Origin of the sequence: Acinetobacter sp. ESL0695 (assembly GCF_029392135.1) — a bacterium.
GTDB classification, from domain to species: Bacteria; Pseudomonadota; Gammaproteobacteria; order Pseudomonadales; family Moraxellaceae; genus Acinetobacter; species Acinetobacter pollinis.
Genome location: NZ_CP113932.1, coordinates 36774 through 62361, shown reverse-complemented (window position 1 = coordinate 62361; position 25588 = coordinate 36774). Strand labels below are relative to the sequence as shown.

The 25588-nt window shown below is 37.5% G+C and carries 29 protein-coding genes; 16 read left to right on the top strand and 13 right to left on the bottom strand.

The window, feature by feature from the left end; all coding sequences use genetic code 11:
* Nucleotides 1-70 precede the first annotated feature (70 nt).
* Nucleotides 71-706, top strand: coding sequence for a cation transporter (locus OZX61_RS00315; RefSeq protein WP_195771716.1), 636 nt, complete (start codon nt 71-73; stop codon nt 704-706).
* A gap of 31 nt (nt 707-737) precedes the next feature.
* Here the strand turns inward: OZX61_RS00315 and OZX61_RS00310 are convergent, their stop codons facing one another.
* A complete protein-coding gene (locus tag OZX61_RS00310) occupies nt 738-1190 on the bottom strand; it encodes a YcgN family cysteine cluster protein (RefSeq protein WP_277094927.1) in 453 nt (150 codons plus the stop codon).
* A gap of 252 nt (nt 1191-1442) precedes the next feature.
* Between OZX61_RS00310 and OZX61_RS00305 the strand changes: the two genes are divergently transcribed.
* From OZX61_RS00305 to OZX61_RS00275, 7 genes are all read left to right on the top strand, one after another.
* Nucleotides 1443-2177 carry a dienelactone hydrolase family protein gene (locus tag OZX61_RS00305; RefSeq protein ID WP_277094926.1) on the top strand — a complete coding sequence of 245 codons (735 nt, stop codon included), beginning with the start codon at nt 1443-1445 and terminating at the stop codon, nt 2175-2177.
* Between the two features lie 100 nt (nt 2178-2277).
* On the top strand, nt 2278-2658 hold the full coding sequence (locus OZX61_RS00300) for an HIT family protein (RefSeq protein WP_277094925.1): 381 nt from the start codon (nt 2278-2280) through the stop codon (nt 2656-2658).
* A gap of 86 nt (nt 2659-2744) precedes the next feature.
* The gene (gene mutY, locus OZX61_RS00295; protein WP_277094924.1) at nt 2745-3794 is read left to right on the top strand and encodes an A/G-specific adenine glycosylase; all 1050 of its coding nucleotides are present in this window, start codon (nt 2745-2747) and stop codon (nt 3792-3794) included.
* A gap of 23 nt (nt 3795-3817) precedes the next feature.
* Nucleotides 3818-4363, top strand: coding sequence for a M23 family metallopeptidase (locus OZX61_RS00290; RefSeq protein WP_277094923.1), 546 nt, complete (start codon nt 3818-3820; stop codon nt 4361-4363).
* Entirely contained in the window at nt 4363-4614 is a 252-nt protein-coding gene (locus tag OZX61_RS00285) for a hypothetical protein (RefSeq protein ID WP_195771710.1), read from the top strand. Before OZX61_RS00290 ends, OZX61_RS00285 begins: the two co-directional genes overlap by 1 nt.
* 77 nt (nt 4615-4691) lie before the next feature.
* Nucleotides 4692-5240, top strand: a complete 549-nt coding sequence (locus tag OZX61_RS00280) for a DNA-3-methyladenine glycosylase I (protein ID WP_195771709.1) — start codon at nt 4692-4694, stop codon at nt 5238-5240.
* A 32-nt stretch (nt 5241-5272) separates the two neighbouring features.
* Nucleotides 5273-6298 carry an NAD(P)-dependent alcohol dehydrogenase gene (locus tag OZX61_RS00275; RefSeq protein ID WP_277094922.1) on the top strand — a complete coding sequence of 342 codons (1026 nt, stop codon included), beginning with the start codon at nt 5273-5275 and terminating at the stop codon, nt 6296-6298.
* Nucleotides 6299-6411: 113 nt separating this feature from the next.
* On the opposite strand, the gene OZX61_RS00270 is transcribed toward OZX61_RS00275, so the two are convergent.
* The 4 genes from OZX61_RS00270 to OZX61_RS00255 form a co-directional block, all read right to left on the bottom strand.
* Complete coding sequence (locus OZX61_RS00270) at nt 6412-6945, bottom strand: GNAT family N-acetyltransferase (RefSeq protein WP_195771707.1); 534 nt, start codon at nt 6943-6945, stop codon at nt 6412-6414.
* A 198-nt stretch (nt 6946-7143) separates the two neighbouring features.
* Nucleotides 7144-7965 (bottom strand): 4-hydroxy-tetrahydrodipicolinate reductase, encoded by an 822-nt coding sequence (gene dapB / locus OZX61_RS00265; protein WP_277094921.1) that lies wholly within the window; start codon nt 7963-7965, stop codon nt 7144-7146.
* Between the two features lie 123 nt (nt 7966-8088).
* Nucleotides 8089-9216 carry a molecular chaperone DnaJ gene (dnaJ, locus tag OZX61_RS00260; protein ID WP_195771705.1) on the bottom strand — a complete coding sequence of 376 codons (1128 nt, stop codon included), beginning with the start codon at nt 9214-9216 and terminating at the stop codon, nt 8089-8091.
* A 105-nt stretch (nt 9217-9321) separates the two neighbouring features.
* The gene (locus OZX61_RS00255) at nt 9322-9699 is read right to left on the bottom strand and encodes a hypothetical protein (RefSeq protein WP_195771704.1); all 378 of its coding nucleotides are present in this window, start codon (nt 9697-9699) and stop codon (nt 9322-9324) included.
* A gap of 371 nt (nt 9700-10070) precedes the next feature.
* On the opposite strand from OZX61_RS00255, the gene ppc reads away from it, so the two are divergent.
* Nucleotides 10071-12758: a phosphoenolpyruvate carboxylase gene (ppc, locus tag OZX61_RS00250; RefSeq protein ID WP_277094920.1), complete on the top strand. Its 2688-nt coding sequence runs from the start codon at nt 10071-10073 to the stop codon at nt 12756-12758.
* 41 nt (nt 12759-12799) lie between these two features.
* Here ppc and OZX61_RS00245 read toward each other — a convergent pair whose 3' ends face one another.
* Nucleotides 12800-13066, bottom strand: coding sequence for a metal/formaldehyde-sensitive transcriptional repressor (locus tag OZX61_RS00245; protein WP_277094919.1), 267 nt, complete (start codon nt 13064-13066; stop codon nt 12800-12802).
* A 60-nt stretch (nt 13067-13126) separates the two neighbouring features.
* On the opposite strand from OZX61_RS00245, the gene dmeF reads away from it, so the two are divergent.
* A complete protein-coding gene (dmeF, locus tag OZX61_RS00240; protein WP_277094918.1) occupies nt 13127-14083 on the top strand; it encodes a CDF family Co(II)/Ni(II) efflux transporter DmeF in 957 nt (318 codons plus the stop codon).
* Between the two features lie 124 nt (nt 14084-14207).
* A complete protein-coding gene (locus OZX61_RS00235) occupies nt 14208-15497 on the top strand; it encodes a solute carrier family 23 protein (protein WP_277094917.1) in 1290 nt (429 codons plus the stop codon).
* 45 nt (nt 15498-15542) lie between these two features.
* Here the strand turns inward: OZX61_RS00235 and OZX61_RS00230 are convergent, their stop codons facing one another.
* From OZX61_RS00230 to OZX61_RS00220, 3 genes are read right to left on the bottom strand one after another with little or no spacing between them, the layout of a single operon-like run.
* Nucleotides 15543-16598, bottom strand: coding sequence for an aromatic ring-hydroxylating dioxygenase subunit alpha (locus tag OZX61_RS00230; protein WP_237411871.1), 1056 nt, complete (start codon nt 16596-16598; stop codon nt 15543-15545).
* 28 nt (nt 16599-16626) lie between these two features.
* Nucleotides 16627-17592 (bottom strand): PDR/VanB family oxidoreductase, encoded by a 966-nt coding sequence (locus OZX61_RS00225; RefSeq protein ID WP_277094916.1) that lies wholly within the window; start codon nt 17590-17592, stop codon nt 16627-16629.
* Between the two features lie 46 nt (nt 17593-17638).
* Entirely contained in the window at nt 17639-18688 is a 1050-nt protein-coding gene (locus OZX61_RS00220; protein WP_277094915.1) for an aromatic ring-hydroxylating dioxygenase subunit alpha, read from the bottom strand.
* Between the two features lie 106 nt (nt 18689-18794).
* Here OZX61_RS00220 and OZX61_RS00215 point away from each other — a divergent pair, with 106 nt between their 5' ends.
* The 4 genes from OZX61_RS00215 (at nt 18795) to OZX61_RS00200 (ending at nt 21163) form a co-directional block, all read left to right on the top strand.
* Complete coding sequence (locus OZX61_RS00215; protein ID WP_277094914.1) at nt 18795-19712, top strand: LysR family transcriptional regulator; 918 nt, start codon at nt 18795-18797, stop codon at nt 19710-19712.
* Between the two features lie 102 nt (nt 19713-19814).
* Nucleotides 19815-20153, top strand: a complete 339-nt coding sequence (locus OZX61_RS00210) for a DMT family protein (RefSeq protein WP_195771696.1) — start codon at nt 19815-19817, stop codon at nt 20151-20153.
* Between the two features lie 167 nt (nt 20154-20320).
* Nucleotides 20321-20620, top strand: a complete 300-nt coding sequence (locus OZX61_RS00205; RefSeq protein WP_195771695.1) for a metalloregulator ArsR/SmtB family transcription factor — start codon at nt 20321-20323, stop codon at nt 20618-20620.
* Between the two features lie 15 nt (nt 20621-20635).
* A complete protein-coding gene (locus tag OZX61_RS00200; RefSeq protein ID WP_277094913.1) occupies nt 20636-21163 on the top strand; it encodes a rhodanese-like domain-containing protein in 528 nt (175 codons plus the stop codon).
* A 39-nt stretch (nt 21164-21202) separates the two neighbouring features.
* Here OZX61_RS00200 and murJ read toward each other — a convergent pair whose 3' ends face one another.
* Entirely contained in the window at nt 21203-22744 is a 1542-nt protein-coding gene (gene murJ, locus OZX61_RS00195) for a murein biosynthesis integral membrane protein MurJ (protein ID WP_195771693.1), read from the bottom strand.
* Nucleotides 22745-22798: 54 nt separating this feature from the next.
* Entirely contained in the window at nt 22799-23377 is a 579-nt protein-coding gene (ampD, locus tag OZX61_RS00190; protein WP_195771692.1) for a 1,6-anhydro-N-acetylmuramyl-L-alanine amidase AmpD, read from the bottom strand.
* A gap of 178 nt (nt 23378-23555) precedes the next feature.
* Here ampD and OZX61_RS00185 point away from each other — a divergent pair, with 178 nt between their 5' ends.
* Nucleotides 23556-23930, top strand: a complete 375-nt coding sequence (locus OZX61_RS00185) for a diacylglycerol kinase (protein ID WP_195771691.1) — start codon at nt 23556-23558, stop codon at nt 23928-23930.
* A gap of 58 nt (nt 23931-23988) precedes the next feature.
* Here the strand turns inward: OZX61_RS00185 and gap are convergent, their stop codons facing one another.
* On the bottom strand, nt 23989-24990 hold the full coding sequence (gene gap / locus OZX61_RS00180) for a type I glyceraldehyde-3-phosphate dehydrogenase (RefSeq protein WP_195771690.1): 1002 nt from the start codon (nt 24988-24990) through the stop codon (nt 23989-23991).
* A gap of 59 nt (nt 24991-25049) precedes the next feature.
* Nucleotides 25050-25337, bottom strand: coding sequence for a hypothetical protein (locus OZX61_RS00175; protein ID WP_195771689.1), 288 nt, complete (start codon nt 25335-25337; stop codon nt 25050-25052).
* Between the last annotated feature and the right edge of the window lie 251 nt (nt 25338-25588).

Genomic DNA, 25588 nt, shown 5'->3' with positions numbered 1-25588 from the left:
ATTTACCTCTTGACCCTAGAGTTACTCCAAGCTTTCTAATGAGTTTAAATAACTTCTGGGGGATTTTCAAATGGCTGGATGCGCTTGCAGTCACGACATTCCAAAAAAGTCGTACTCAAAAAAATTTCGTAATGCGTTATGGATTGCACTCATACTCAATCTAAGTTTATTTCTCACCGAAGTGATTGGTGGTATGCAGTCAGGTTCTGCTGCACTTTGGGCAGATGCACTCGATTTCGCAGGTGACTCTTTTAATTACATTCTTTCACTCATCGCATTGGGAATGAGTTTATATTGGCGTGCCAATGCTGCTCTCCTCAAAGGTGCAATGATGCTTTTATTCGCAGGGTTAGTTGTTGGAAAAGTCATCTGGTCTTATGCCAATGGACAGCCACCTGAAGCAATAACAATGGGGCTGATTGGTATCTTAGCACTAGGCGCGAATATCATCAGCGCGTTGGTACTTTATGCTTTTAGAGAAGGTGATTCAAATATGCGTTCGGTATGGATTTGTAGCCGTAACGATGCCATTGGTAATATCGCTGTTTTACTCGCAGCACTTGGTGTATTTGGGACACAAAGCATTCTTCCAGACTTAATCGTTGCTTTTATTATGGCAGTACTTGGTTTTTCAGGTGGGCTACAAATTGTGAAAAAGGCATGGGCTGAACGTCAAGAATCTCAAGAACATCACCACGCACACTAGCTTCAATCTAAATATCTCATTGTACGTTGGACTATCTTACCCAACGTACAATATATTCATCAATATCATCATCATTAATTTCTTTTTCTGAAATACAGCGACCAGCAACGGATTTTTTAGCCTGAATCACACTCTTACGTGAGCCTGTATTCAAATAATGCCAAGATGGTAAATTTTTTCCTTCATATAAACGGCGATATGCACAGCTCGTAGGTAACCAATAAGCGATTTCAGTAATTTTTTGAAGGGTGAGTTGAATACAGTCTGGTACAAAATTTTTACGATGAACATAGTCGGAACAGTACCCCGTTGAACAATCTAATAACTGACAAGCAACTTTAGTATAAGCAACCTCATCCGTTTCATCATCTTCAAGTTTAATTAAACAACATTGGCCACAACCGTCACACAATGCCTCCCATTCATCTGCATTGAGTGCTGCTAGGGGATATTTTTTCCAAAACAATGGACGTAACGAAAGCATTTTTCCAACCAACTGAGGTACAACATAGCAGATATTATAACAGCTCAAGAATGGTAAAATATATTGTCTTCTCAATGCAGATTTTTGCTTTTTGACACATAAAAAATATTGACGATGGGTTATAGATAACCACATGATAAAGGTAAGATTTAGACAACAAGAACTAAGTTCTTGGACATAGCAACTCTAATCTGCCCGATATACTTCTAAAGAATACTTATTAAATAAAAACTTAACTGATAGGAAAATAATATGTCTGACATTACAACCCGCGAAATTGAATACACGGCACATGACGGAAAAAATTTTGTTGGTTTTTTTGCAGCACCTAAAACAGACCAACCTGTCGCAGGTATAATCGTTGTACCTGAGTGGTGGGGACGTGACAACTATGTTGTAGAGCGTGCAAAAGCACTCGCAGAAAAAGGCTACGCAGCTTTTGCAGTAGACATGTATGGTGATAAAAAAACAACCGATGAAGCCAGTCAAGCACACGAATGGATGAATGAGACATTCGCACAACCCAATACCATTGTAGATCGTGCGAATGCGGCTTTAGCAACCTTAAGCGCCCAACCTGAAGTTGATCCGAATAGACTCGCTGCAATTGGTTTTTGTTTTGGTGGTAAAGTCGTTCTTGAACTTGCACGAGCAGGCGCACCCATCCAATCTGTTGCATCATTTCATGGCAACCTACAAACTCAAAACCCAGCCAAAGAAGGAGTTTTCAAAGCAGCAACTTTAATTTGTCATGGTAAAGATGACAGTATGGTAAGTTTAGAAGATGTAGCGAATATAACCCAAGAACTTGAAAGTGCCCACGTGCCACATCAAGTCCTTGTTTTAGAACATGCAAAACATGGATTTATGAACCCACTTGCAGATGAGCGCGCTAAAAAAACAGGTGTAGATGTGGGATACAATGCACAAGCAGAACAAAAAAGCCTAATTGCTTTAGATGAGCTACTTCAAACCACGCTCAAGTAAAACCTCATTAAAATGAGTTAGACTAAAGATAAGCCAATAATATAAAGAGATCGGTTAAACTCTTTATATTATTCAATGATATGGCCTAAAGGAACACATCATGTCCTCAGAAAAATGTATCTATTGCGATGTAGATGAGTACGATATCATTGCAAAAAACGAATTTGGTGTAGTTTTTCCAGAGCCTACTTCATTGTCTAAAGGTCATGTGGTTATTGTACCTTTACGCCATATCAGTTCATTTTTTGAAATTACAGATCAAGAACGAAAAAGCTTAATGTCTTTGCTAGAAAAAGCACGTAATGAATTAGAAATGCGCTATAAACCATCTGGTTATCATATTGGTTTCAATGATGGTGATGTATTCGAAGACCGTGCTGCGCATCTACACATTCATATTATTCCACGCTATGAAAAACAAGCACTCCAGTTAGATCAACGTTGGGGTGTACACCAACCAGATTTAGATGCTCTATCTTAATGTAGCGTAAATATTAAAATAACTGTTTAAACCTTATTTTTAATCTAATTCGATTTATAATATGTCGCATTAAGAATAGGGTTTATATGTCGAATTTTTCTTTTTCTCAAGCATTACTCAACTGGTTTGATGACTATGGTCGTCATGACCTACCTTGGCAAGTTTCAGATAATCCTTACAAAGTATGGGTATCTGAGATTATGCTTCAGCAAACCCAAGTTAAAACAGTCCTCAAATATTTTGACCGCTTTATTGAACGCTTTCCAACTGTTGTTGCACTGGGCGAAGCATCATGGGAAGAGGTCGCTCCTTATTGGGCAGGACTTGGATACTATGCAAGAGCAAGAAACTTACATAAAGCTGCAACTCAAGTCGTTAAGAATAATAAAATACTTCCACAAACCTTCGAAGAATGGATTGCGCTACCTGGTATTGGACGTTCGACAGCAGGCGCACTCATGTCACTCGGATTACGCAAATACGGCGTAATTATGGATGGTAATGTGAAGCGTGTACTCGCTCGGTTCTTTGCTATTGAAGATGACTTAACGAAGTCTATTCATGAAAAGGAAATGTGGCGTCTTGCAACTTCACTTTGTCCAACAGAGCGCAACCACGACTATACACAAGCGATTATGGATTTAGGTGCAACAGTATGTACCCCTAAAAAACCATTATGCCTTTATTGTCCAATGCAAAAACATTGCAAAGCACATCAACAAGGACTTGAAAACGAGCTTCCTTTTAAGAAAACAAAAAAACCTGTACCAATAAAATATGCAAAGGTTCTACTACTTCGCTCTCATAATCTTTGGCTTTGGTATCAGCGTCCATCGACTGGATTGTGGGGTGGCTTATGGTCTCTTCCAATTTATGATGTACCAATACAGCAAGAATATCGTGCTTTGAGTCTACCACCCGTTGAATCGACATTTGAAATTAAGCACAGCTTTACACATTTTACATGGCAATTAGAAGTTCAAGTTGTAAGTATTACACCTGAACAAAAAGAGATCTTTGCTAAAAATATTGGTGGTGAATGGATAACACCAGAACAAGCAGACGAACGAGGTATTCCAACTGCAATGAAAAAAGTAATTACGACAGCCAATAAATATAAAGATCTTGGTGTTTAAACCCATGTAAAAAGGATCTTTCAGTGAAATATTCAACCTCTATTATTATTCTTTGCTGTACTTTTTTGATCAGTGCATGCCAGCATACTCCTGTTAAAAAATCACATCCCTTACCTGCAAGAGATGTTCAATATTTGAAACAATTGCCACTTAGCCCTGTTTTACCAATTCCTGTCTTTGGTATTACACGTCAGCAGCTCACAGACACTTGGGGAGCTGCACGCAGTGTAGGTAGACGCCATGAAGGTGTAGACATTATGGCTCCACGTGGAACACGTGTCATTAGTGCAACAGAAGGAATTGTCGCTAGCCTACAAGGCAATAACTTAGGTGGAAATGTTGTTTGGATTCTAGGCCCTAGTGGCTCATGGCACTATTATGCACATTTAGATCGTCATAAATCTGGATTACGTGTGGGCGACTATGTTCACATTGGTGATACAATTGGCTATGTGGGAAATAGTGGCAATGCAAAATATACAGCAAGCCATTTACACTATGGTATTTATTTAACAGGCAAAGGACGTGGTGCGACAAACCCCTTCCCTTATTTAAATGGTGATTTTTAATGTCTGATCAACAGTTAGCATCTTTAATTGAATTTGCAGAATCTGGCAACCAACAGAAAATTGAATTTCCTGAAATAACTTATCAAGGTTGGATTATGGAAGTTTCTGAAGAAGGACTGCTTATCAGTACAGGATTTAATGAGAAGAAAGGCACTGATGTTTGGCTTTCTTTTGAAGCCTTAAAGAATGCTAAACTATTTTTTTGGGATCAAAAACACAGTATATGGCAAGCATTTAACGACGTTTCGTAATCCCCCATCCCCTATTCTTATCTCATAAACTTTCGTTTAATCTAAACACATTAGATAATAACGATGAGATCAATGATATGTCACGCTGTGGTTGGTGTTTAAACGATTCCATATATATTCAGTATCATGATTTAGAATGGGGAAAACCCTTATATGATGAGCAGAGCCTCTTTGAGTTACTCTGTCTAGAGGGGCAACAAGCTGGACTTTCTTGGCTAACCGTTCTCAAGAAGCGCGAATGCTATCGCCACCACTTTTTCCAATTTTCTATCCATGAGATTGCACAATTTTCAGATCATTTTCTAACAGAAAAATTACAAGATCAAGGCCTGATACGGCACGCTAAAAAAATTTATTCAATTCGTGATAATGCTATTGCATGGCAAGCGCTTAAATCAGAAGTGGGTGATGTATCCACATGGCTTTGGTCTTTTGTACAACAAAAAACAATTATCCATCATATCGATAATTACAAGACACTTCCAAGTAGTACAATCATAAGTCAAGCGATGTCAAAAGCGCTTAAAAAGTATCGTTTTAAGTTTGTCGGCCCAACCATCTGCTATGCATTTATGCAAGCTTCTGGCATGGTGAATGATCATGAAAATGATTGTATGTTTAAGTAATATAAAATAAAAACTTAATTCTAGGAGAAACAATGTCTAACAATACGATTCGTGCTTATGCAGCAAAAGAAGCTGGTGCAAAACTAGAAGCATATGAATTCGATGCAGGTGAGCTCGAAGCTCATCAAGTTGAAGTTAAAGTTGAATATTGTGGGTTATGCCACTCCGACCTATCCGTCCTTAATAATGATTGGGGCGTTTCATCTTATCCTGTGGTGGCAGGTCACGAAATTATTGGCACAATTTCACGCTTAGGCTCAGAAGCAAAAGGTCTTAAAGTCGGACAACGTGTTGGTATTGGCTGGAATGCTGAAAGTTGTGAGTCATGTGATCAATGTATTAGCGGTCATCAAGTCCTTTGTACAGGTGAGCAAACACCAACGATTGTAGGTCATGCTGGTGGTTTTGCAGATAAAGTACGTGCAGGTTGGCAATGGGCTATTCCTTTACCAGATGAAGTTAATCCTGAGAGTGCAGGACCTTTATTGTGTGGAGGTATTACTGTCTTCAATCCAATCATTCAACATGACATCAAAGCCATTCATCACGTTGGTGTCGTTGGTATTGGTGGCTTAGGACATATTGCCATTAAGCTATTGAAAGCATGGGGTTGCGAGATTACAGCCTTTACTTCAAATCTAGATAAAACAGATGAACTCAAGGCAATGGGTGCAGACCATGTTGTTAATAGCCGAGATTCAGAGGCTTTAAAATCACAGACTGGAAAATTTGATCTTTTACTCAGTACAGTGAATGTAACTTTAGATTGGGCAAGTTATCTTTCAACACTTGCCCCAAATGGCAGTCTACATCTCTTAGGTATTCCTTTAGAACCTGTATCAATTCCTGCGCCATTATTAATCAGTGGTACAAAATCATTAGCAGGCTCAACGACTGGTTCACCATCTACATTACGTCAGCTCTTAAAATTTGCAGCACGTAAAAACATTGCACCACAAATTGAGTTATACCCAATGTCAAAAGTGAATGAAGCTATCGAACACCTAAAATCTGGGAATGTTCGCTACCGTGTGGTTTTAAAATCTGATTTTTCTTAATATTTGATATGTTTATGCTCAGACTTCTGGGCATAAACCCCATGATCCCATTTGAATAAATATTTATTTTTAAAAATTATATCTTGTTCTTATATCGCTCTTTAATCTTAAACTTATAAAGCCTCTTTGAATATCGGAACATGATGCATAATTTTATAAATTTGTGCGTTATATTTCGAACCCACTAAATAACCATTTTTGACACCGCCGAGCGACTGTGCAATACGTTGACTGGCAATATTCTCTTCTGCAACAGAATAACTAAATTGCTCAATTCCTAGCTCCTGCGCTGCCCATTCAATGACTGCTTGTACAGATGCTTTACCGTACCCACGTCCATGACTGACTTCTTTAATCCAAATACCAATACGAGGCGCAGTAGTTAAACGATGTAACCCCACAAGCCCTAAAAACTCTTGTGTTTTTCTATCTCGAATAACGAAAACGATCTCTAACTCTCGTTTACGATTTTCTTCCCAACCTTTCCAAACTTTTTCAAAATCAGCAGGGGTTTTAGGTACCTCCCAACTCATAAACTTCGACAAGCTAGGTGTCATTGCTTCAAATGCTTCTCTTGCATCTGTCGCTGAAAAAACGCGTAAAATAATACGCTGAGCTCTTACCTCGACGTTATTTCTTAAAGGCATGGTTTTTTACCGTCATGTTTCTATGAGGAAGCTTAGATTAACTTCAAACCATGACAGTAAATTGACTATATTTAAATCAGTAAAATAATATAACAATTTAATGATCTATTTTATTTAATTTTAAACAAAACACATCATATGAAGATATTGTGATTCAGTTTTCATAAAAAAGCCTGAACAATGTTCAGGCTTATAAAATTAGTTCAAAGGTTTTTTCAAATCTAAGACATCTTGCATATCATATTTTTGTGCTTCTTTTCCAACGACCCATACAGCCGCACGTACAGCACCAGAAGCAAAGTTCATACGGTTTGTTGCCTTATGTGTCACTTCTACACGTTCACCTTCACCAATGAACATCACGGTATGTTCACCAACAATATCGCCGCCACGAATCGTTTCAAAACCAATCGTTTGACGATCTCTTGGTCCCGTATACCCTTCACGGCCATATACAGCAACTTCTTTTAAATTGCGACCAAGTGTATCAGCCACAGCTTCACCCATCATAAGTGCTGTACCTGATGGTGCATCTACTTTATGACGATGATGTGCTTCAATGACTTCTATATCTACCGTATCACCAAATACTTTAGCAGCAAGTTCAAGAAGTTTAATAGAAACATTTACACCCACCGAGTAGTTAGCTGCATATACAATTGGAATATATTTTGCTGTTTCTTCAAGAATTTGTTTTTGTTCGTCTGAAAAACCTGTCGTACCAATGACCATTGCAACACCCGCATCACGACATAATTTTAGATGCTGTTCTGTTGCAGCAGGTGCTGTGAAGTCAATAATAACATCGACCTCTTTAAGTACAGTTTCTAGTCCACCAACAATTTTCACATCTAGCTTTCCAATGCCCGCCAACTCTCCTGCATCTGCACCCACCAGAGAACTTTCAGGACGCTCTACAGCAGCAGCTAAAGTGTAACCCGCTTGTTGTACTGCCTGAATTAAAATACGGCCCATTCGACCGCCTGCACCTAAAATACCAATACGAGGTGAACTAGACATTTTCTTTTCCTAAACATTGAGTCTTTTATGTTATCTAATATAACAAACTAAAATGATCCGTTTCGACCTAAACATAAAAAAACCTACCATTTGCAGGTAGGTTTTTTATAGTCATTCAATAAATTAATCGAATGTTTCTTTTAAACGATCAAAGAAAGATTTTTTCTTTTCGCTTGAATGATGGTCTGTGCCATCCATAGAAGCTTGAAGCTCTTTTAGTAAATCACGCTGATGACTGGTTAGATTTACAGGGGTTTCGACCACAATACGACAAAGTAAATCACCAACCATGCTTGCACGTACAGGACGAACACCTTTGCCACGCAAACGGAAAACTTTTCCATTTTGTGTGCCTTCAGGAATTTTCAAGCTTACACGGCTATCAAGCGTTGGAATTTCAATTTCTTTGCCAAGCGCTGCATCTGCAATGCTAATCGGTACATCCATATATAGGTCTGCACCGTCACGCTGAAATACAGCATGCTCACGTACAGCAACTTCTACATATAAGTCACCTGCTTGACCATTACGAATTGCTTCACCTTTACCAGTCAAGCGAACGCGGTCGCCATTGTCAACACCTGCAGGAATCGTTACTTCTAACGATTGTTGACGATCTTTTACACCAGAACCATGACAGGTACCACATGGGTTTTTAATAATTTTACCCTGTCCATGACATGTACTACATGTTTGCTGTACAGAGAAAAATCCTTGTTGCATACGCACTTGACCTGCACCATGACAGGTCGTACATGTTTGTACATCATTTGGATTTTGAGAACCTTTACCATCGCAAGCATCACAAGGTGCAGGAGCAGTAAATGTAATGGTTTTCTTAACGCCTGAAACTGCTTCTTCTAACGAGAGCTCCATAACATAACGAAGATCGGAGCCTTTACGTTGACGTTGTTGACCACGGCCACCACCACCAAATGCACCACCGAAAATATCACCAAACTGGCTAAAAATGTCTTCTGCGCTAAAACCGCCGCCGCCGAAGCCACCGCCACCACCAAAGCCACCTTCAAACGCATTATGTCCCATACGGTCATACATACTACGTTTTTCGCTATCTGAAAGTACTTCATAAGCTTCACTTGCTTCTTTGAACTTATCTTCAGCTTCAGCATTGTCAGGGTTGCGGTCAGGGTGATATTTCATCGCCAACTTACGGTAGGCTTTTTTAATTTCATCATCACTTGCGGTTTTAGCTACACCTAAAACCTCATAATAATCACGTTTAGCCATGATAGGCGATGCTCCTTACGGAATTTGAAAAAATACGATAACTTTCGAATAGATTGGGCTATTGATTTATTTTACAAGGGGAGATTTGTAGAAAATTTAATTTTACTAAAATACAGCTTTCTTTTTTACATATCTGACCAAGCCTTTAATAAAGGCATTGAGCAACATCATCCATGCAATAAAGACAAAAACGATTCCCGCAATCGTACAACCTTTTACCCACAAGAAAGTGTCCCAGTAGTAAAAGTGTAAAGGAATAAACCACAATGAGGCAAAAATACTTGTAGTAATAAAAAAGAGAATACTGCGCATAACCCATAAAGCTTGGGCTTGTATCCAAACTTCGACATCTTGTGCATGTGCAACTTTTGCAGACAAGAGGTAGGCAATGACACCTGTGACAGCAGTGAATAATGCAAAAAACATAAAAACATATGCCCAATTCATTAAACGTCGGTGCTTGAGAATATTGTCTTGCCCCATGTAGTGTAGACCTCTCTCATGACCTCTTATGATGCCATGGATCATTGCTTGAAATTATCTTTTAAAATTAGCCCACTACTATAAAGTAGTTTTGTAAATTTAGCATCTACAATCCCAATATAGTTCTGCATAATTCACAAAACTACTAAACAAAATGTAAGTATTTATGTCATTCCTTCACATATTTCTTGGCTATGCTGAACATACACATGATCAGTTCAAATCTTTTCTATTTTTAAACCAATGGTAGACCAATGGCTAAAGATTTTTTGATCTTTATTTGCTATGGTTGAAGGAGATTATTGAGGATTAATAATTCAAAGCATCATTCTTTATTTTATAAGAAACATACTCCTTAGAAGGAATTTATTATGGCACAAGATATCGATGCCCCATTACGCGACGATGTTCGTCTTTTAGGTAATCTCCTTGGAGAAACTTTAAAAAGACATGTTGGAGAAGATCTGTTTAACCAAGTTGAACAAATTCGTGCTTTGGCAAAGGGTGCAAGTGATGGTCAAATTGAAGCTGAAAAAAAGCTAGAAGAATTATTTTTGAACCTCGAGGATGATGCTTTCCTTCCACTCACACGCGCCTTTACCCATTTTTTAAATTTTGCAAATATTGCAGAACAATACCATGTTGTACGTGGACGTCGAGAAGCTGAATTCGATACAGCACGAACTTCACCAAATCCACTCATTCCACTATTTGAAAAACTACAACAGCACGATATTGATCAAGAAACGCTATATCAACAAATCTGTGATTTAAATATTGAGCTTGTACTTACTGCTCACCCAACAGAAGTCAGTCGTCGTACGCTTATTCAAAAGTATGACAATATTAATCTATGTCTTGAAACATTAGATCAGAAGAAATTAACGCCTCATCAACGCACAAAAATTATTGAAGACCTGAAGCATCTTATCTGTTCTGCATGGCATACGGACGAAATTCGTCAACAGCGTCCAACACCTGTAGATGAAGCGAAATGGGGCTTTGCAGTTATTGAGCAAACACTATGGAAAGCGATTCCACGCTTTTTACGTGAATTAAGTGCATTGGTTGAAGAAAAATGTGGTAAGCCTTTGCCAATACACTCAACACCTATACGTTTTGCCTCTTGGATGGGTGGCGACCGTGATGGGAACCCAAATGTTACACATAAGGTTACTCAGCAAGTACTATGGTTTTCTCGCTGGCAAGCAACTGACCTCTACTTACGTGACTTAGAAAGTCTACGTTGGGAGCTGTCTATTCAGGAATGTACGCCTGAACTACGCCAAGCTTTAGGCAATGATCATGCAGAACCTTATCGTGAGTATTTAAGAGATACCCGTGAACGTTTACGTTTAACTCATGAATGGCTTGCAGACAAATTACAAGGTAATCCAACCACAGATCACCCTCGCTTAATTCGTCATAAAAATGACTTATTAGAACCTTTAATGCTTTGTCATAAATCATTAATTGAATGTAATCTTGCAGAAATTGCCAATGGTAATTTACTCGATTTCATCCATCGTGTTCAATGCTTCGGAATTGAGCTACTTAAACTAGATATTCGTCAAGAATCTACACGCCATCGCCAAGCAATTTCAGCAATTACGGAATACTTGGGTCTTGGAAATTTTGAGACATGGACAGAACAGGCAAAGCAAAACTTTTTGCTTAATGAATTACAAAGTAAACGTCCTCTACTTCCTAAAATTATTCATGAGCCAAAAACAAGTCTAATCAACCACCCCGATGTACAAGAAGTGTTTGCAACAATGCGTACATTGGCTGAACAACCTCCTGAGTCTTTAGGTGCTTACATTATTTCAATGGCAGAGCATCCAAGCGATGTGTTGGCTGTGCTACTGTTGCAAAAAGAAGCAGGCATTCAGCATCCTTTGCGTGTCGTGCCTTTGTTTGAAACCCTAAAAGATTTAGATGGTGCTTCAAAAGCCATGGATACACTCTTTAATATGCATTGGTACAAACAGCATATTCAGGGCAAACATGAGGTAATGATTGGTTATTCAGACTCTGCAAAAGATGCAGGCTTTATGTCTGCCAATTGGGCACAGTACCGTGCTCAGGAAGAATTAACTGCTGTTGCGAAAAAACATGATGTGCGCTTAACACTATTTCACGGTCGTGGCGGATCAATCAGTCGTGGTGGTGCACCGACTCAACAAGCCTTGTACTCTCAACCACCGGGTTCAATTTCAGGTGCCATTCGTGTTACTGAACAAGGAGAAATGATTCGATTCAAATTTGGTGTCGCAGACATTGCTTTACAGAATTTGGAAATTTATACAGCCGCAACACTTGAGGCGACCCTACTCCCACCTCCTGTGCCTAAAAAGGCATGGCGCACGCTCATGGATCAGATGACAGAAACATCTGTACATGTGTACCGTGCAACGGTTCGTGAAAACCCACATTTTGTAAGTTACTTACGTACAGTTACACCTGAACTAGAGTTACAAATGTTACCTTTAGGTTCTCGTCCTGCAAAACGTAAAGTAAGCGGTGGTATCGAATCTTTACGTGCGATTCCTTGGGTATTTGCTTGGACACAAATTCGTTTAATGCTTCCTGCTTGGCTAGGAACAGGGGCTGCACTAGATGAAATACTCAATGCAGATAAGAAATCGCAATTAGATGAAATGCTACAAGAATGGCCGTATTTCAAAACGCTTATCGATATGTTAGAGATGGTGTTATCGAAGTCAGATGGTGATGTTGCTTGGTATTACGAAGCACATCTAACAAATGATCCAAACTTACATGCATTAGGCAACGAGTTACGTCAACGACTACAAGATGCAATTGATACATTACTTCGTTTAAAAGGTGAATCTGAGCTATTAAGTCAAAATGAAGTACTTGACCAAGCAATGCGTGTGCGTAAAACGTATCTTCTTCCACTACATTTATTGCAAGCAGAATTAATGCGTCGTCGCCGTGCTTATGTTGCAGAACATCAAGCCGAGCATACGCCTGTAGACCACTCATTAATGGTAAGTATTACAGGAATTGCTGCAGGTTTACGCAATACAGGTTAAGTATTTTAGCGACAATCAATACACATATAGAGAGTAGCCATCTACTCTCTATATTTTTTAAGTAGTTTAAAGAACTCTTCCATTTCACTTTCATTGTATTGAGTACCTGTGAGTACATGATGCTTTAAATGTTCTTCAATCAATTCATTCATCAGTCCATTCACTGCGCCTTTTACCGCGGCAACTTGCTGTAATACCTCTACACAACTCTTGTCCGAGTCGTTAACTGTTTTTTGTATTGCATTAATTTGGCCTTGTAACCGACTTAGACGATTTAAGATTTTTCGATTTTCATGTAAATGACTCATATAGACTTCCTAAAGAAAGAAATATACTATACCCAGTATAGTATATTTAGGATTTATATTATGCAAAAGAGGACATATTCTCCTGCACATTCTCATGTATTTGATCAGGGTAATCCATTAGCCCAAAGAAAAATTTTAATTGCTACCATTTTTACAGCAGTCATGATGGTACTCGAAATCGTTTGTGGCAGTATATTTAATTCAATGGCATTACTTGCAGATGGTTGGCACATGAGCTCGCACATGGTGGCGTTAGGTCTTGCCTATTTTGCATATAAAGCTGCAAAGTACTATGCAAAAGATCATCGTTTTTGCTTTGGTACATGGAAAATCGAAGTACTTGCAGCTTATACAAGCGCTATTATTCTTATGATGGTTGCTGTATTTATGGGATATGAATCTACAATGCGTTTACTCCACCCAATAGCGATTCAATATAACGATGCTATTTTTGTGGCAACACTTGGGCTCATTGTAAATTTAATTTGTGCATGGCTACTTAAAGATAACCACGGTCACGGTCACGGTCACGGTCACGGTCACGGTCACGGTCACGGTCACGGTCACGGTCACGGTCACGGTCACGGTCACCATGATATTAATCAAAAAGCAGCTTTTCTACACGTTATTGCAGATGCCGCAACATCTATTTTTGCAATTCTTGCACTCTTTGCAGGAAAATATTTAGGTTGGAATTTTTTAGATTCACTATTAGGTATTGTCGGTGCGCTTTTAGTTACTCACTGGGCATGGGGTCTCATTCGACAGGCAGGAAAAACCTTACTAGATGCAGAGATGGATCATCCACTTGTCGAACGTATTATTCATTCTTTTGATACACTTCAAGATAAAGTCACCATTACAGATATACACCTTTGGAGAGTCGGAACAAATAGATTTTCTTGTATTCTCGCATTAAAAACCAATAGCCCAGATATATCACTCGATATCATTAACAATATACTGTCAAACTATCATGAGATTGTTCATACGAGTATAGAAATACAGAATATATGATATTTTTCAATATTTTAATTTTATCTTGAATCTATGAATCCTTTAAAAAAATTATTTTTTTGCAGAATTTTTTTTCAACAACGCGTATCATTGTTTTAATTTTGTCTGCTTCTTTGGTTCTTTTATGTCATGGTTTCCTCAATGGCGCCCATATCAGGGTGAAACCGAAAATCGTCCCGTTGCAACGAACGAGTATCTTCCTGTATCACACAGTATCGTTTTAGGTTTACAACATACTTTCGCGATGTTTGGTGCAACAGTGCTTGCACCTATTCTTATGGGGTTTAACCCAAATCTTGCCATTTTAATGTCGGGTATATGTACCATCTTGTTTTTTATACTTACAGGTGGACGCGTACCAAGTTATTTAGGTTCAAGCTTTGCATTTATTTCTGTCGTTGCAGCAGCAACAGGACATGCGATTGGTGCAGGTGCAAACCCTAACTTAGGTGTTGCACTCGGAGGCATTATGGCATGTGGTATAACCTATGCAGTCATTGGCCTGATTGTCATGGGCACAGGAACACAATGGATTGAAAAACTCATGCCTCCTGTGGTTACGGGTGCAGTGGTCATGATTATTGGTCTAAACCTTGCACCTGTTACAGTAAAGTCTATTGCGGGCAATCCTTTTGATACTTGGATGGCTCTTATTACCATTTTATGTATGGGTGGAGTTGCTGTTTTTACTAAAGGTTTATTACAACGTCTTTTATTACTGCTTGGACTCGTCCTTTCTTATATTATCTATATTGTTGCAACCAATATTTTAGGTTTGGGTCAGGTCATCGATTTTGGAAAAATCGCTGCCCAACCATGGTTCGGAATGCCATCATTCACACACCCAACATTTGATACCAATGCAATTTTAATTATTGCCCCAGTCGCACTTATTCTAGTCGCTGAAAATCTTGGGCATATTAAAGCAGTTAGCGCAATGACCAATGAGAATCTAACACCACAACTTGGTAAAGCATTTTTTGCAGATGGTGTGGCTACAACTTTATCTGGTGGACTCGGAGCACCGGGTATGACAACTTATGGTGAAAACATTGGTGTCATGTCTGTTACTCGAGTGTATTCTTCAATTATTTTCGTCATTGCAGGTGTGTTCGCTGTTTTACTGGGCTTATCGCCAAAATTTGGTGCGGTAATTAGTACCATTCCAACAGCACTACTTACAGGGGCATCTATTGTGGTATTTGGTTTAATTACCATTGCAGGTGCAAAAATTTGGATTCAAAACAAAGTTGATTTTGCACAAAATCATAATCTTATTATTGCTGCTGTAACCATTATTCTCGGTGCAGGTAATTTTGAATTACATTTTGGTAGTTTTAATTTAGGTGGTATTGGTACAGCCACTTTTGCAGCAATTACACTCAATTTATTATTTAGTCTAAAAAAAGTTTAAAATTTTGGGCAGTGTATTTCTACGCTGCCCTCACTTTCTATTTTCCTACACAATATAGTTTTTACTTAAACCCAAATCTGCCAAAATACGCCGATACATGGTCGAAGAACGATCTGCTTCAAAATGCGCCTCCATAGTTAAATCTAAAGGTAATTCCTCAGGTTTTTGTGACTCGACAAACTCTTGATCTTCAGCAAAAATTTGTGCATTAAAATCATAAACTGCCTGTAAATCTCCTGTGGTATCAAAATTACGCGTCAGTGGTACAAATAGACGAGTTTTATTGTGAGAAGTTGGGCAACAGGCATTAAGTATTTTTAACACGCCATCATTTGGAAAATGTACTGTCAATATTGCTGAAAATGGTGGATATACATCGAACACACGTTTCCATAAGAAATCTTTCGGCGCTAAGTGCTGTAATCCATGTGGATAATTACTCACATCACTCACATATTCAGTATGCAATCCATAGCTTGTTTTTGTGGTTGAATATTTAGGAACAATCGGATTTTCACGGCTCGCAAATGCGTTATGATGTACCCATGCAAAGTGTGCAACGTCAATAAACCCTTCAAGTTGTCGACCACTTGAACCTGAAATATCAACAAATGGAGGCAAGATATTTTGATGCTCTTCATGTTCCCACGTGTCTAGCTCTGGAAGTAAAGCAGCTTCAAGGTTTCTATTTTGCAAACTAGTCCAAACCAAACCATATTTTAAAATAACTGGAAACTTTGTGAGTGAGAACCGATCTGAAATTTTAACTAAATCAGGCTGTGCGGGAATATGAGTGCATTTTCCTTCAGCGTTATAACGTAGTCCATGATATGGGCAAATAATATCCTCACCTTCTACCCATCCTTTAGTCAAAGGCACACCACGGTGTGGGCAAATATCACGTACTAAATGAATGTCTCCACTTTCTGTTTTATAAGCTGCAATTTTTACATCTAACAACGTAACTTGCTTAGGTTTTATGGAAAGCTCATCTATAGTGGCTACGGGATACCAATGTTGTGATAAAATTTCCCAATCTCTTTCTTCAAATTGGCTATAGCAAGGCTTATTTACTAAATTTACGACTGGGATTGCATTCATGTTATACCTCGTCTCTTTCTTTCCACTGCTATAAGTTAATTTCTAAGACTGTACTTTTGGCTCTAGAGCAACACAATGCAATGTATTGCTGATCTGCTTGTTTTTCTTCATCCGACTGAACAGTATCTTGATGGTCAACTTCGCCACAAACCACTTGAGTTAAACATGCACCACACATGCCAATTTCACAGGAAATAGGTATATTTATGTTATTTTCGATAAGTACCGTTGCAATAGTCTTGTCGTTGGGCACATGAAATGTTTCCCCTGTAGAGCTTAATCTGACTTGGAAACCATTATCTGGACTGATTGGAATATTTGTTTTTATAGAAGCAAAAGCTTCAAAAAATATTTGCTCATTCGACCATCCATGCAGTAGAGACTTTTCAATACACACATCCATAAAACCCTGTGGTCCACATAAATACATTTGGCTATCTTTTTGAGGCTCTTTTAGGAAATCAGGAAAACTGTTTCGAATACTTTTCCCATCCATTGTTTCAATAATTTCTATAGTGCCATGCTGGAAGTCAGCCCTTAGTCTCTCTAAAAAAGCCACTTGATCAATGGTTTTTACATAATAAAAAAGTTTAAATTGTTTCTTTGACTGCTCTAAGTATTCCGCCATCGTTAAAATAGGTGTAATACCAATACCACCTGCCACTAAATAATACTCATTTGATGGTGCTAATTTAAAATAATTACGTGGCAATGAGATCGTCAGCTCATAGCCAACCCGTAGCGTATCGTGAATAAATTCAGAACCTCCTCGAGAGCTATTTTCTCTTTTTACACAAATCGTATAATGTTGTTCATCCAATGGATGCCCGACCAAAGAATATTGGCGTATTAACATTGGTGTTAAATAAACATCAATATGTGCACCTGCCTCCCAAATAGGAAGAGTCATTTTATCTTTTGACTTGAATACAACCTCCATATTGCCATCGCCTTGAAGTGACATACTTTTAACAACAACCTGAATTTTTTCCATATTTAATGACTCTTTAACGTTTTTGCTACTTATGAGAATTCAGTGGTTAAATTAGAAAAAACTGATCAAATCCTGCTTTTTTCAAACAACGGCGTAACATGATCGAGCTACGATCAGCAGGAATATGTGCCTCAAGAGTTAAGTCGAGAGGAAGTCGTTCAGGTTTTTGTGTTTCAACCATAAGGCGGTCTTCTTCAAATATTTTCAGGTTGTAATCAATCACATCTTCTACGTTGTCATTTAGATCATAATTTTTCACAATAGGTGCAAATAGGCGTGTTTTTCGTGCAGAAATAGGCGAAGCAGCATTCATAATGACTTGCTTTGCGCCCCCTCGAAGGTGAATAGTAAGTGTTGCAGTAAATGGCAAATGAAATTCAAAATGTCTTAAAATTTTAAAATCGTCTGCTTTCTTGAAAGTATCGCTGGCTGGATAATCTCCAACTGTACTCCAATAATCTGCATTAAAACCCTGTGCTGTCTCTTGTGTCGTATAGTCGGGTACAAGTTGATTTTCTGGATCTGCAAATGTTCCTGTATGTACCCATGCAAAGTGTGCAACATCCAAGAACCCTTCTACTTGTCGCCCTGCAAATGCTTCTATATCTACAGGTGTGCATACCACCTGCTGTACATTATCTTCATGCCAAAGTGGCATATTCGGTACAATTTCGGGTGTATCGTGTGTTAGGCATGTCCATACCAAGCCATATTGCTCTACAACACGATAGGTATATAAGTTTAGCTTACTTGGAATCGCTTGCTGTGGACTAGATGGAATACGATTACATTTTCCACCCTCGCCAAAGCGTAAGCCATGATATGGACAAATTACACCTTCTCCATCATGAGAACCTAATGTCAGTGGTACGCCACGATGTGGGCAGACATCTCTCGCAACAATAATTTCTCCTTTTACTTTATAAATGACTAAGTTTTCATCTAAAAGTGTCGCTTTTAAAGGTTCATTTTGAATATCTTCTATACGTGCAACGGGATACCAATATTTGGCAAGTTTAAGCCAATCGCTTACAGAAAATGTGCAATGAGCAGGCAAATCAATATTTAAGGACTGTGTTTTTATCGCTGCACTCATCATTTTCTTTTTCGCTTATTTGGCTAATTAAAATTATTATTATGTGAAGCTACTATTTCGTCTATTATAATGATTTGAATATCTCATTCTAATTTTTAGAACACTTATGGATGCACCATTTTCACGTTTCTCGAGCTATTTTATGGCAGTGGCAAGTACAGGAAGTCTGCGCCAAGCAGCTGATCAATTGTATATTTCTGTATCGGCAGTACATCGGCAAATTGCACTGGCTGAAGAAGAACTTGGTGTACCACTTTTTGAAAGACTACCTCATGGTATGCGTCTGACCCTTGCAGGCGAATTACTTTACGCCGATCTAATAAAATGGAAAAAAGATTTTCAGATTACACAAACACGGTTTGATGAAATTCAAGGTCTTACACGAGGAACCGTCGATATTGCATGTATTGCGGCATTAGCAGATAGTTTTCTTATAGATGCTATTGCAAAAATGTCCAAAAAGTACCCTTGGATTAATTTTAATCTGACTGTGGACGAAAGCGATGCTGTGGCACATAAGATCATTCAAAATGAAGTCGACTTTGGGATTATTTTTGAACCTAAACAACATCGAAATTTAGAGGTAATTTCTTTTTTAGAAATTCCTATTGGATTTGTAGTATCACCACAACATGCATTTGCACAATTCAGTGAAATTTCTATTTCTAACACATTAGACCAACGCCATATTACCGCACATCGCCCACTCGTCATTCAGGAAAGAATCGAAGCCATTTACCAACATCATCAGATTCATCCTAATCAACATATTATGTGCAATGATATTGAAATGATCCGCTCACTACTCAAACAAAATTTAGGTCTAGCAATTCTTAGTCAGTTAGATGTTATGAACAGTACTTTAAAAAAAGAGTTGTGCTTTATTCCCATCAAAGATAAAAACATTCATCCTTTAACTCTTGCTTTATGCACAGCACCCCGAAGACAAATATCAAAATCTGCTCAAGCTATGTTAAGTGAGCTAACTTCTACTATGCAGCATTTAGAATCAATTTTTTCGTAAATGTATTTTTAAATATATTGTGTATATATGGCATTTAAATTTTAAGCGATTTCATTAAAAGATAAACTATAATCAGTCATCTAGAATGAATGTTGAACAATTATGTATTACGGAATTCTGTTTCTTGTTATTTCAAATTGCTTCATGACACTTGCATGGTACGGCCATTTAAAATTCATGCATGACTCTCCTTTATGGAAAGCAATTTTATTTAGTTGGTGCATTGCTCTACTTGAATACAGTTTTATGATTCCTGCAACTCGACTACTTTCTCAAACAAATTGGTCTTTAGGACAAGTCAAAATTACGCAAGAAGTCATTACACTTATTGTTTTTACACCATTTATGATTTTTTTGTTCAAACAACCTTTTAAATTAGACTACCTATGGGCCATGGGATGTCTACTTGGTTGTATATACTTCGTGTTTAGAAGTCAGTAACCTTATTTAGATTTCTGAGAAAGAAAAAGTCATTTATGTTTTTTCTTTCTCATTCCATCTCCATTAAATTCAAACTATTTTTACCTCTAAACTTATCAATGTGTGCTTTTATTCCTCTTTAATTTAGTTTAATCTAAATTAGATTTTACTAAATTAATAAAGAGACCATGAATCCAGAGCAACAATATCAAAATATTTTAAGTGCATCCTGCTTTTTGCAAGCACTCAGTAATCCCAAAAGATTAATGATTTTATGCTTATTAATTCAGGAGGGTGAAATGACTGTTGGAGAAATGAATAAAAAAATAGACTTAAGCGCTTCTGCTTTGTCTCAGCATTTAGCCAAAATGAGACATGAAAATTTGGTGACTTACCGACGAGACTCACAGACTTTATATTATCGTATTCATAATCCAGATGTCATAAAGCTGATAAGTGCGCTCAAAGATATTTTTTGTCCTGAATAACAGAGGAAGATTACAGTGCCAATATATGAGATATCTGCTAAAGAAGCCCGTCAGCTTATTCAAGAAGACTCCCTAATTGTCGACATCCGTTCGAAACAAGAATATATGCGAGAACATATTCGCCATGCGATTAATATCCCTCTCGAAGACTTAGCAAACCATACGCAAGCGTACCAAAATAAGATTATATTTTTCTATTGTAAATCAGGTAATAGAACACAAAGTAATCGAGATTTTTTAGAGAAAAATTTCTCTCAGCAAAATTATATAATTAAAGGTGGTATAGACGCTTGGCGTAATGAAAATTTTTCTATTGTTCAAGATCTAAAACAACCTATAGATATTCAGCGTCAGGTACAAATTACTACAGGTTTACTTATACTTATAGGACTATTGCTCGGTTATACCATATCGACATGGTTTTTTCTTATTTCTACAGCAATCGGTATGGGTTTGGTATTTGCAGGTATTTCAGGATATTGTGGTCTTGCAAAAGTACTTATGAAAGCACCTTGGAATACAAAAGCATTCAACTCACAATAAAAAAGTAGCATTTTAGCTACTTTTTTATTTCTCGCTATTTTATGAATGCTTTAAATCTCTTGGTCTAAAACCAACAATGAGTAGCGTCACTGCATATGCAACGACGCCAACGAAACAAAGACCCAATACTTCAGCAATACGCAACCACTGCGATAATTCTCCATTATAAAAATGGATGCCAATAGCTAATGCAATAGCCATAACAATGTTTGCAATAAAATATTGTAGTGCAATTTTTTTCCAGTGTGACCCAAATCTAAAAACATCGCGCTTATGGAGGAAATAATATAATAAACCTGCATTTACAAGCGCAGAGAATGACGAGGAAATACCTAAAGCCATATGAGGCGCATGCCAGTCAATATATTTAAAGAACGTAATTAAAATAACATTCATTAAGGCATTGGCAGCCACAGCAACAAGTCCAATACGTACAGGTGTTTTTGTATCTTGTTGCGCGTAAAAACCAGGTGCAAACACCTTAATTAACATAAATGCTAGAACACCACCACTCATACACTGTAACGCCAATGCAGTCATTTTAGTATCTTGTGGTGTAAATTCTCCATGTTGAAAGAGTGCCTGAATAATCGGTGTAGATAGCATAAATAATGCAAGACTTGCAGGTACACCCACTAAAATAATGACACGTGCTGCCCAATCAATCATTGCTTTAAATTTTTCAACATCTTGCTCGGCATGTCTACTTGAAAGTGAAGGTAAGATTACAGTACCAATTGCAACACCAATCAATCCTAAAGGTAACTCTGTCATACGTTCTGCACTGTATAACCAAGATACAGAGCCATCTTGCATAAATGATGCCCAAATCGTATTCAACAACAAATTGATTTGTGTCACAGATACACCAAATAGCGCAGGAAGCATAAGTTTTAAAATCTTACGCACACCTTCATGTTGAAAGTCTACTTTAGGTGGAATAAGTAGTTTCTTATGCCATAGCTCTGGTATCTGTATTGCAAGCTGAATAATACCCGCAGCAATGACCGCCCATCCTAGCGACATAATAGGAGTTTGCATATATGGTGTAAGCCACCAAGCAGCCGCAATCATAATCGCGTTTAAAAGAACTGGTGAAAATGAAGGACTAAAAAATGAACCATAACTGTTTAAGATACTACTTGCGAATGCCGTCAAAGACATAAACATAAGATAAGGAATCGTTAAACGGAACATCTGTACTGCATCGGCAAACTTATCGGGATGTTCATGAAACCCCGGAGCATATACATAAATAATATATGGTGCAGCAAGCATAGCAATAAGTGTTAATGAAGACATTAACAACAATAGACAGCCAAAAACTCGGCTAATTAGTATTTGTACCTCAACATGCAATTTGGTTTTGTATTCAGTTAAAACAGGAATAAATGCCTGAGAAAATGCACCTTCTGCAAACAGTCGCCTAAAGAAATTAGGTATCCTAAATGCAACAACAAATACGTCAAATTCTTTCCCTGCTCCGAATACATTTAACAGAACCATATCACGTACTAATCCTAAAATACGTGAAAGCATCGTCATTGCACTTACGACAAATGTCGACCGCCAAAGCGCCATTTTTTATACCTAAATTGAGTTGAATGTGGCCATTTAAATTTAAATGGATGATTTTTATTTCGAGATGTTATATTCACCTAATAATTGTCTAAAGTGAGACCAATTAAAATAAGGTCCTGGATCTGTTTTTCTTTCAGGTGCAATATCTGAATGTCCAGCAATATGATGTTGAATTTTAGGATACGTCTGTTGCAGACAATTGACTACATCAACAAGAGCTTGATATTGAACACTCTCAAAAGGCAAGTCATCGCATCCTTCTAACTCAATTCCGATCGAATAATCATTACACTCTGGTAAGCCTAGATAATTCGAACGCCCTGCATGCCATGCGCGGTCATTAAAATTGACCAATTGTATGACTTCACCTGTTCTTAAAATAAGTAGATGTGCAGAGACTTCCATTCCCTTTATTGTTTGAAAATATGGATGTAGTGTCCAATCTAATTGATTTTGAAAGAATTGCTCAATATATCCCTGACCAAATTGAGAAGGTGGTAAACTAATATTATGAATAACCACCATCTGAATATCGGTATTTTCAGGACGTTGATTAAAATTTGGAGATGGTATTTGACGCACCCCGTGTAAAACACCATTTTCTATATAAAAAGGCTGTGTTTTTTCTTGCATTTATCGCCTCAATTCAATGCACATTTCGAAAGAATCGCAGAATACCACTTTAATAAAGTCGTCATTCAAAAACTTACATTTAAAAGTAATTTTTTATATCGTATTAAATTTAACTTTTACTTAATTATATACGAGGTATCATAGCATTCATCTTGCTTATTACGCACTTATTTCATTCATGGGTCAATATTCACCATTTAAAGGCAATCAGGGAATAAAACGTATCATTCATGCGTTCCATTATTCACTTTCAGGTTTTCAATCTGCTTTTAAGCATGAAGCTGCTTTTAGACAAATCGTTTACTTAAATCTCGTTCTTTTTCCAATTAGCTTTTTCATTCAAGCCTCTAAAGCTGAACATATTTTATTAGTCATAGTAGGACTAATTGCAATTATTGTTGAACTATTTAATTCAGCAATTGAAGCTGTAGTCGATCGTATTTCACTTGAAAGACATCCGCTTGCAAAAATTGCAAAAGACATGGGTAGTGCAGCCCAATTTGTTGCACTCTTTATTATTTTTATCACTTGGGTTACTGTCTTATTCCTTTAAATAAAAAGCCGATATAGAAATATCGGCTTTTTTTAATCATTACAATTTCTTGTAAAAATTATTTTACAGCAACTTGTTCAATAGTATCGATTAAACGGTTAGAGAAGCCCCACTCGTTGTCGTACCAGCTTGTTACTTTTAAGAATTTATCGCCAATCACATTTGTTAAACCAGCATCGAAAATTGAAGATGCAGGGTTTTTAATGATGTCTGAAGATACAATTTCATCTTCTGTATATGCCAATACACCTTTCATTTCATTTTCTGCAGCTTTTTTCACAGCAGCTTTTACTTGCTCAATCGTTACTGTTTCTTTTAAGTTTACAGTAAGGTCAACCATTGAACCTGTAATAACTGGTACACGCACTGCACCACCGTCTAACTTACCTTTTAATTCAGGAATAACTAGACCAATCGCTTTCGCTGCACCTGTAGATGTCGGCACAATGTTTTGTGCTGCACAACGTGCACGGCGCATATCTTTATGTGGAGAATCTTGTAAGTTTTGATCTTGTGTATAAGCATGGATTGTTGTCATGAAACCATCAACAATACCAAAGTTATCATTAATTACTTTTGCTAGAGGTGCAAGACAGTTTGTTGTACAAGATGCGTTTGAAACAATATTGTGTTTCTCTTTGTCGTATAGGTCGTTATTTACGCCTTGAACAATTGTTAAATCTACTTCACTTGCTGGTGCAGAAATAACAACTTTACGCGCACCTGCTTTTAAATGTTTAGAAGCAGCAGGACCACTTACAAATACACCTGTAGATTCTAAAACAACATCAATGTTAAGCTCTTTCCAAGGTAAGTTTTCTGGATCTCTTTCCTGATAAACAGCGATTTTTTTGCCGCCAATATATAATGCATTTTCTTCTACTTTAACTTCTTCAGGAAAGTTGCCAAACGCTGTATCGTACTTTAATAGATGTGCAAGTTGTTTTACTGATCCAAGATCGTTAATTGCAACAACATTAATTTCGCTTTGTTTTGCTTGAAGTGCACGAACGAAGCTACGACCAATACGACCAAATCCATTAATAGCAACATTAATCATTTTATATTCACCTTTGAAATTAAAATTTCCATCTTCTTTAAAATATATCAGGTACGAGGCTAAGCTTTTGACGTTAACCAATCAACAGCTGTTTTTTCTAGTCCCCAAGAGGCCCAAGGAGACTCCCCTTCTTTGATAGCGGTAACGAATACTTTATCGTCAAAATCGAGTTTTAAATAGTTTTTAATGTAGTCTCGAACTTTTTTGGCATCAGGATAAAGTGTATCTACCACCCAAAAATTATGTAAGATTTTTTGGCATTTTCCCTTCGAAACGGTATGAATTGCGTCTTCAACACGCCCATAGTTCGCTTCATCTGTTTCAAATATAATCGCAAAATATGACATTCCCGACTCCATTAAACTATTTAAAATAGCGCAAGATTAAGTCAATAAAAAAGACTATATACTTCCTCTACACGATGAAAATACACCTTAGGCATTATCTGCCCCAAAGGACATACTACATTAGTATAGAAAAAGTTATTTCTTTGCGTTTACTCCATTTCCCACAAAAAAGTACAAATTTAAGATAACACGAGTTTTATTAAATACAGACTTTTTTACTTTATGATTCCGTAAAAATTTAGTGATCAATC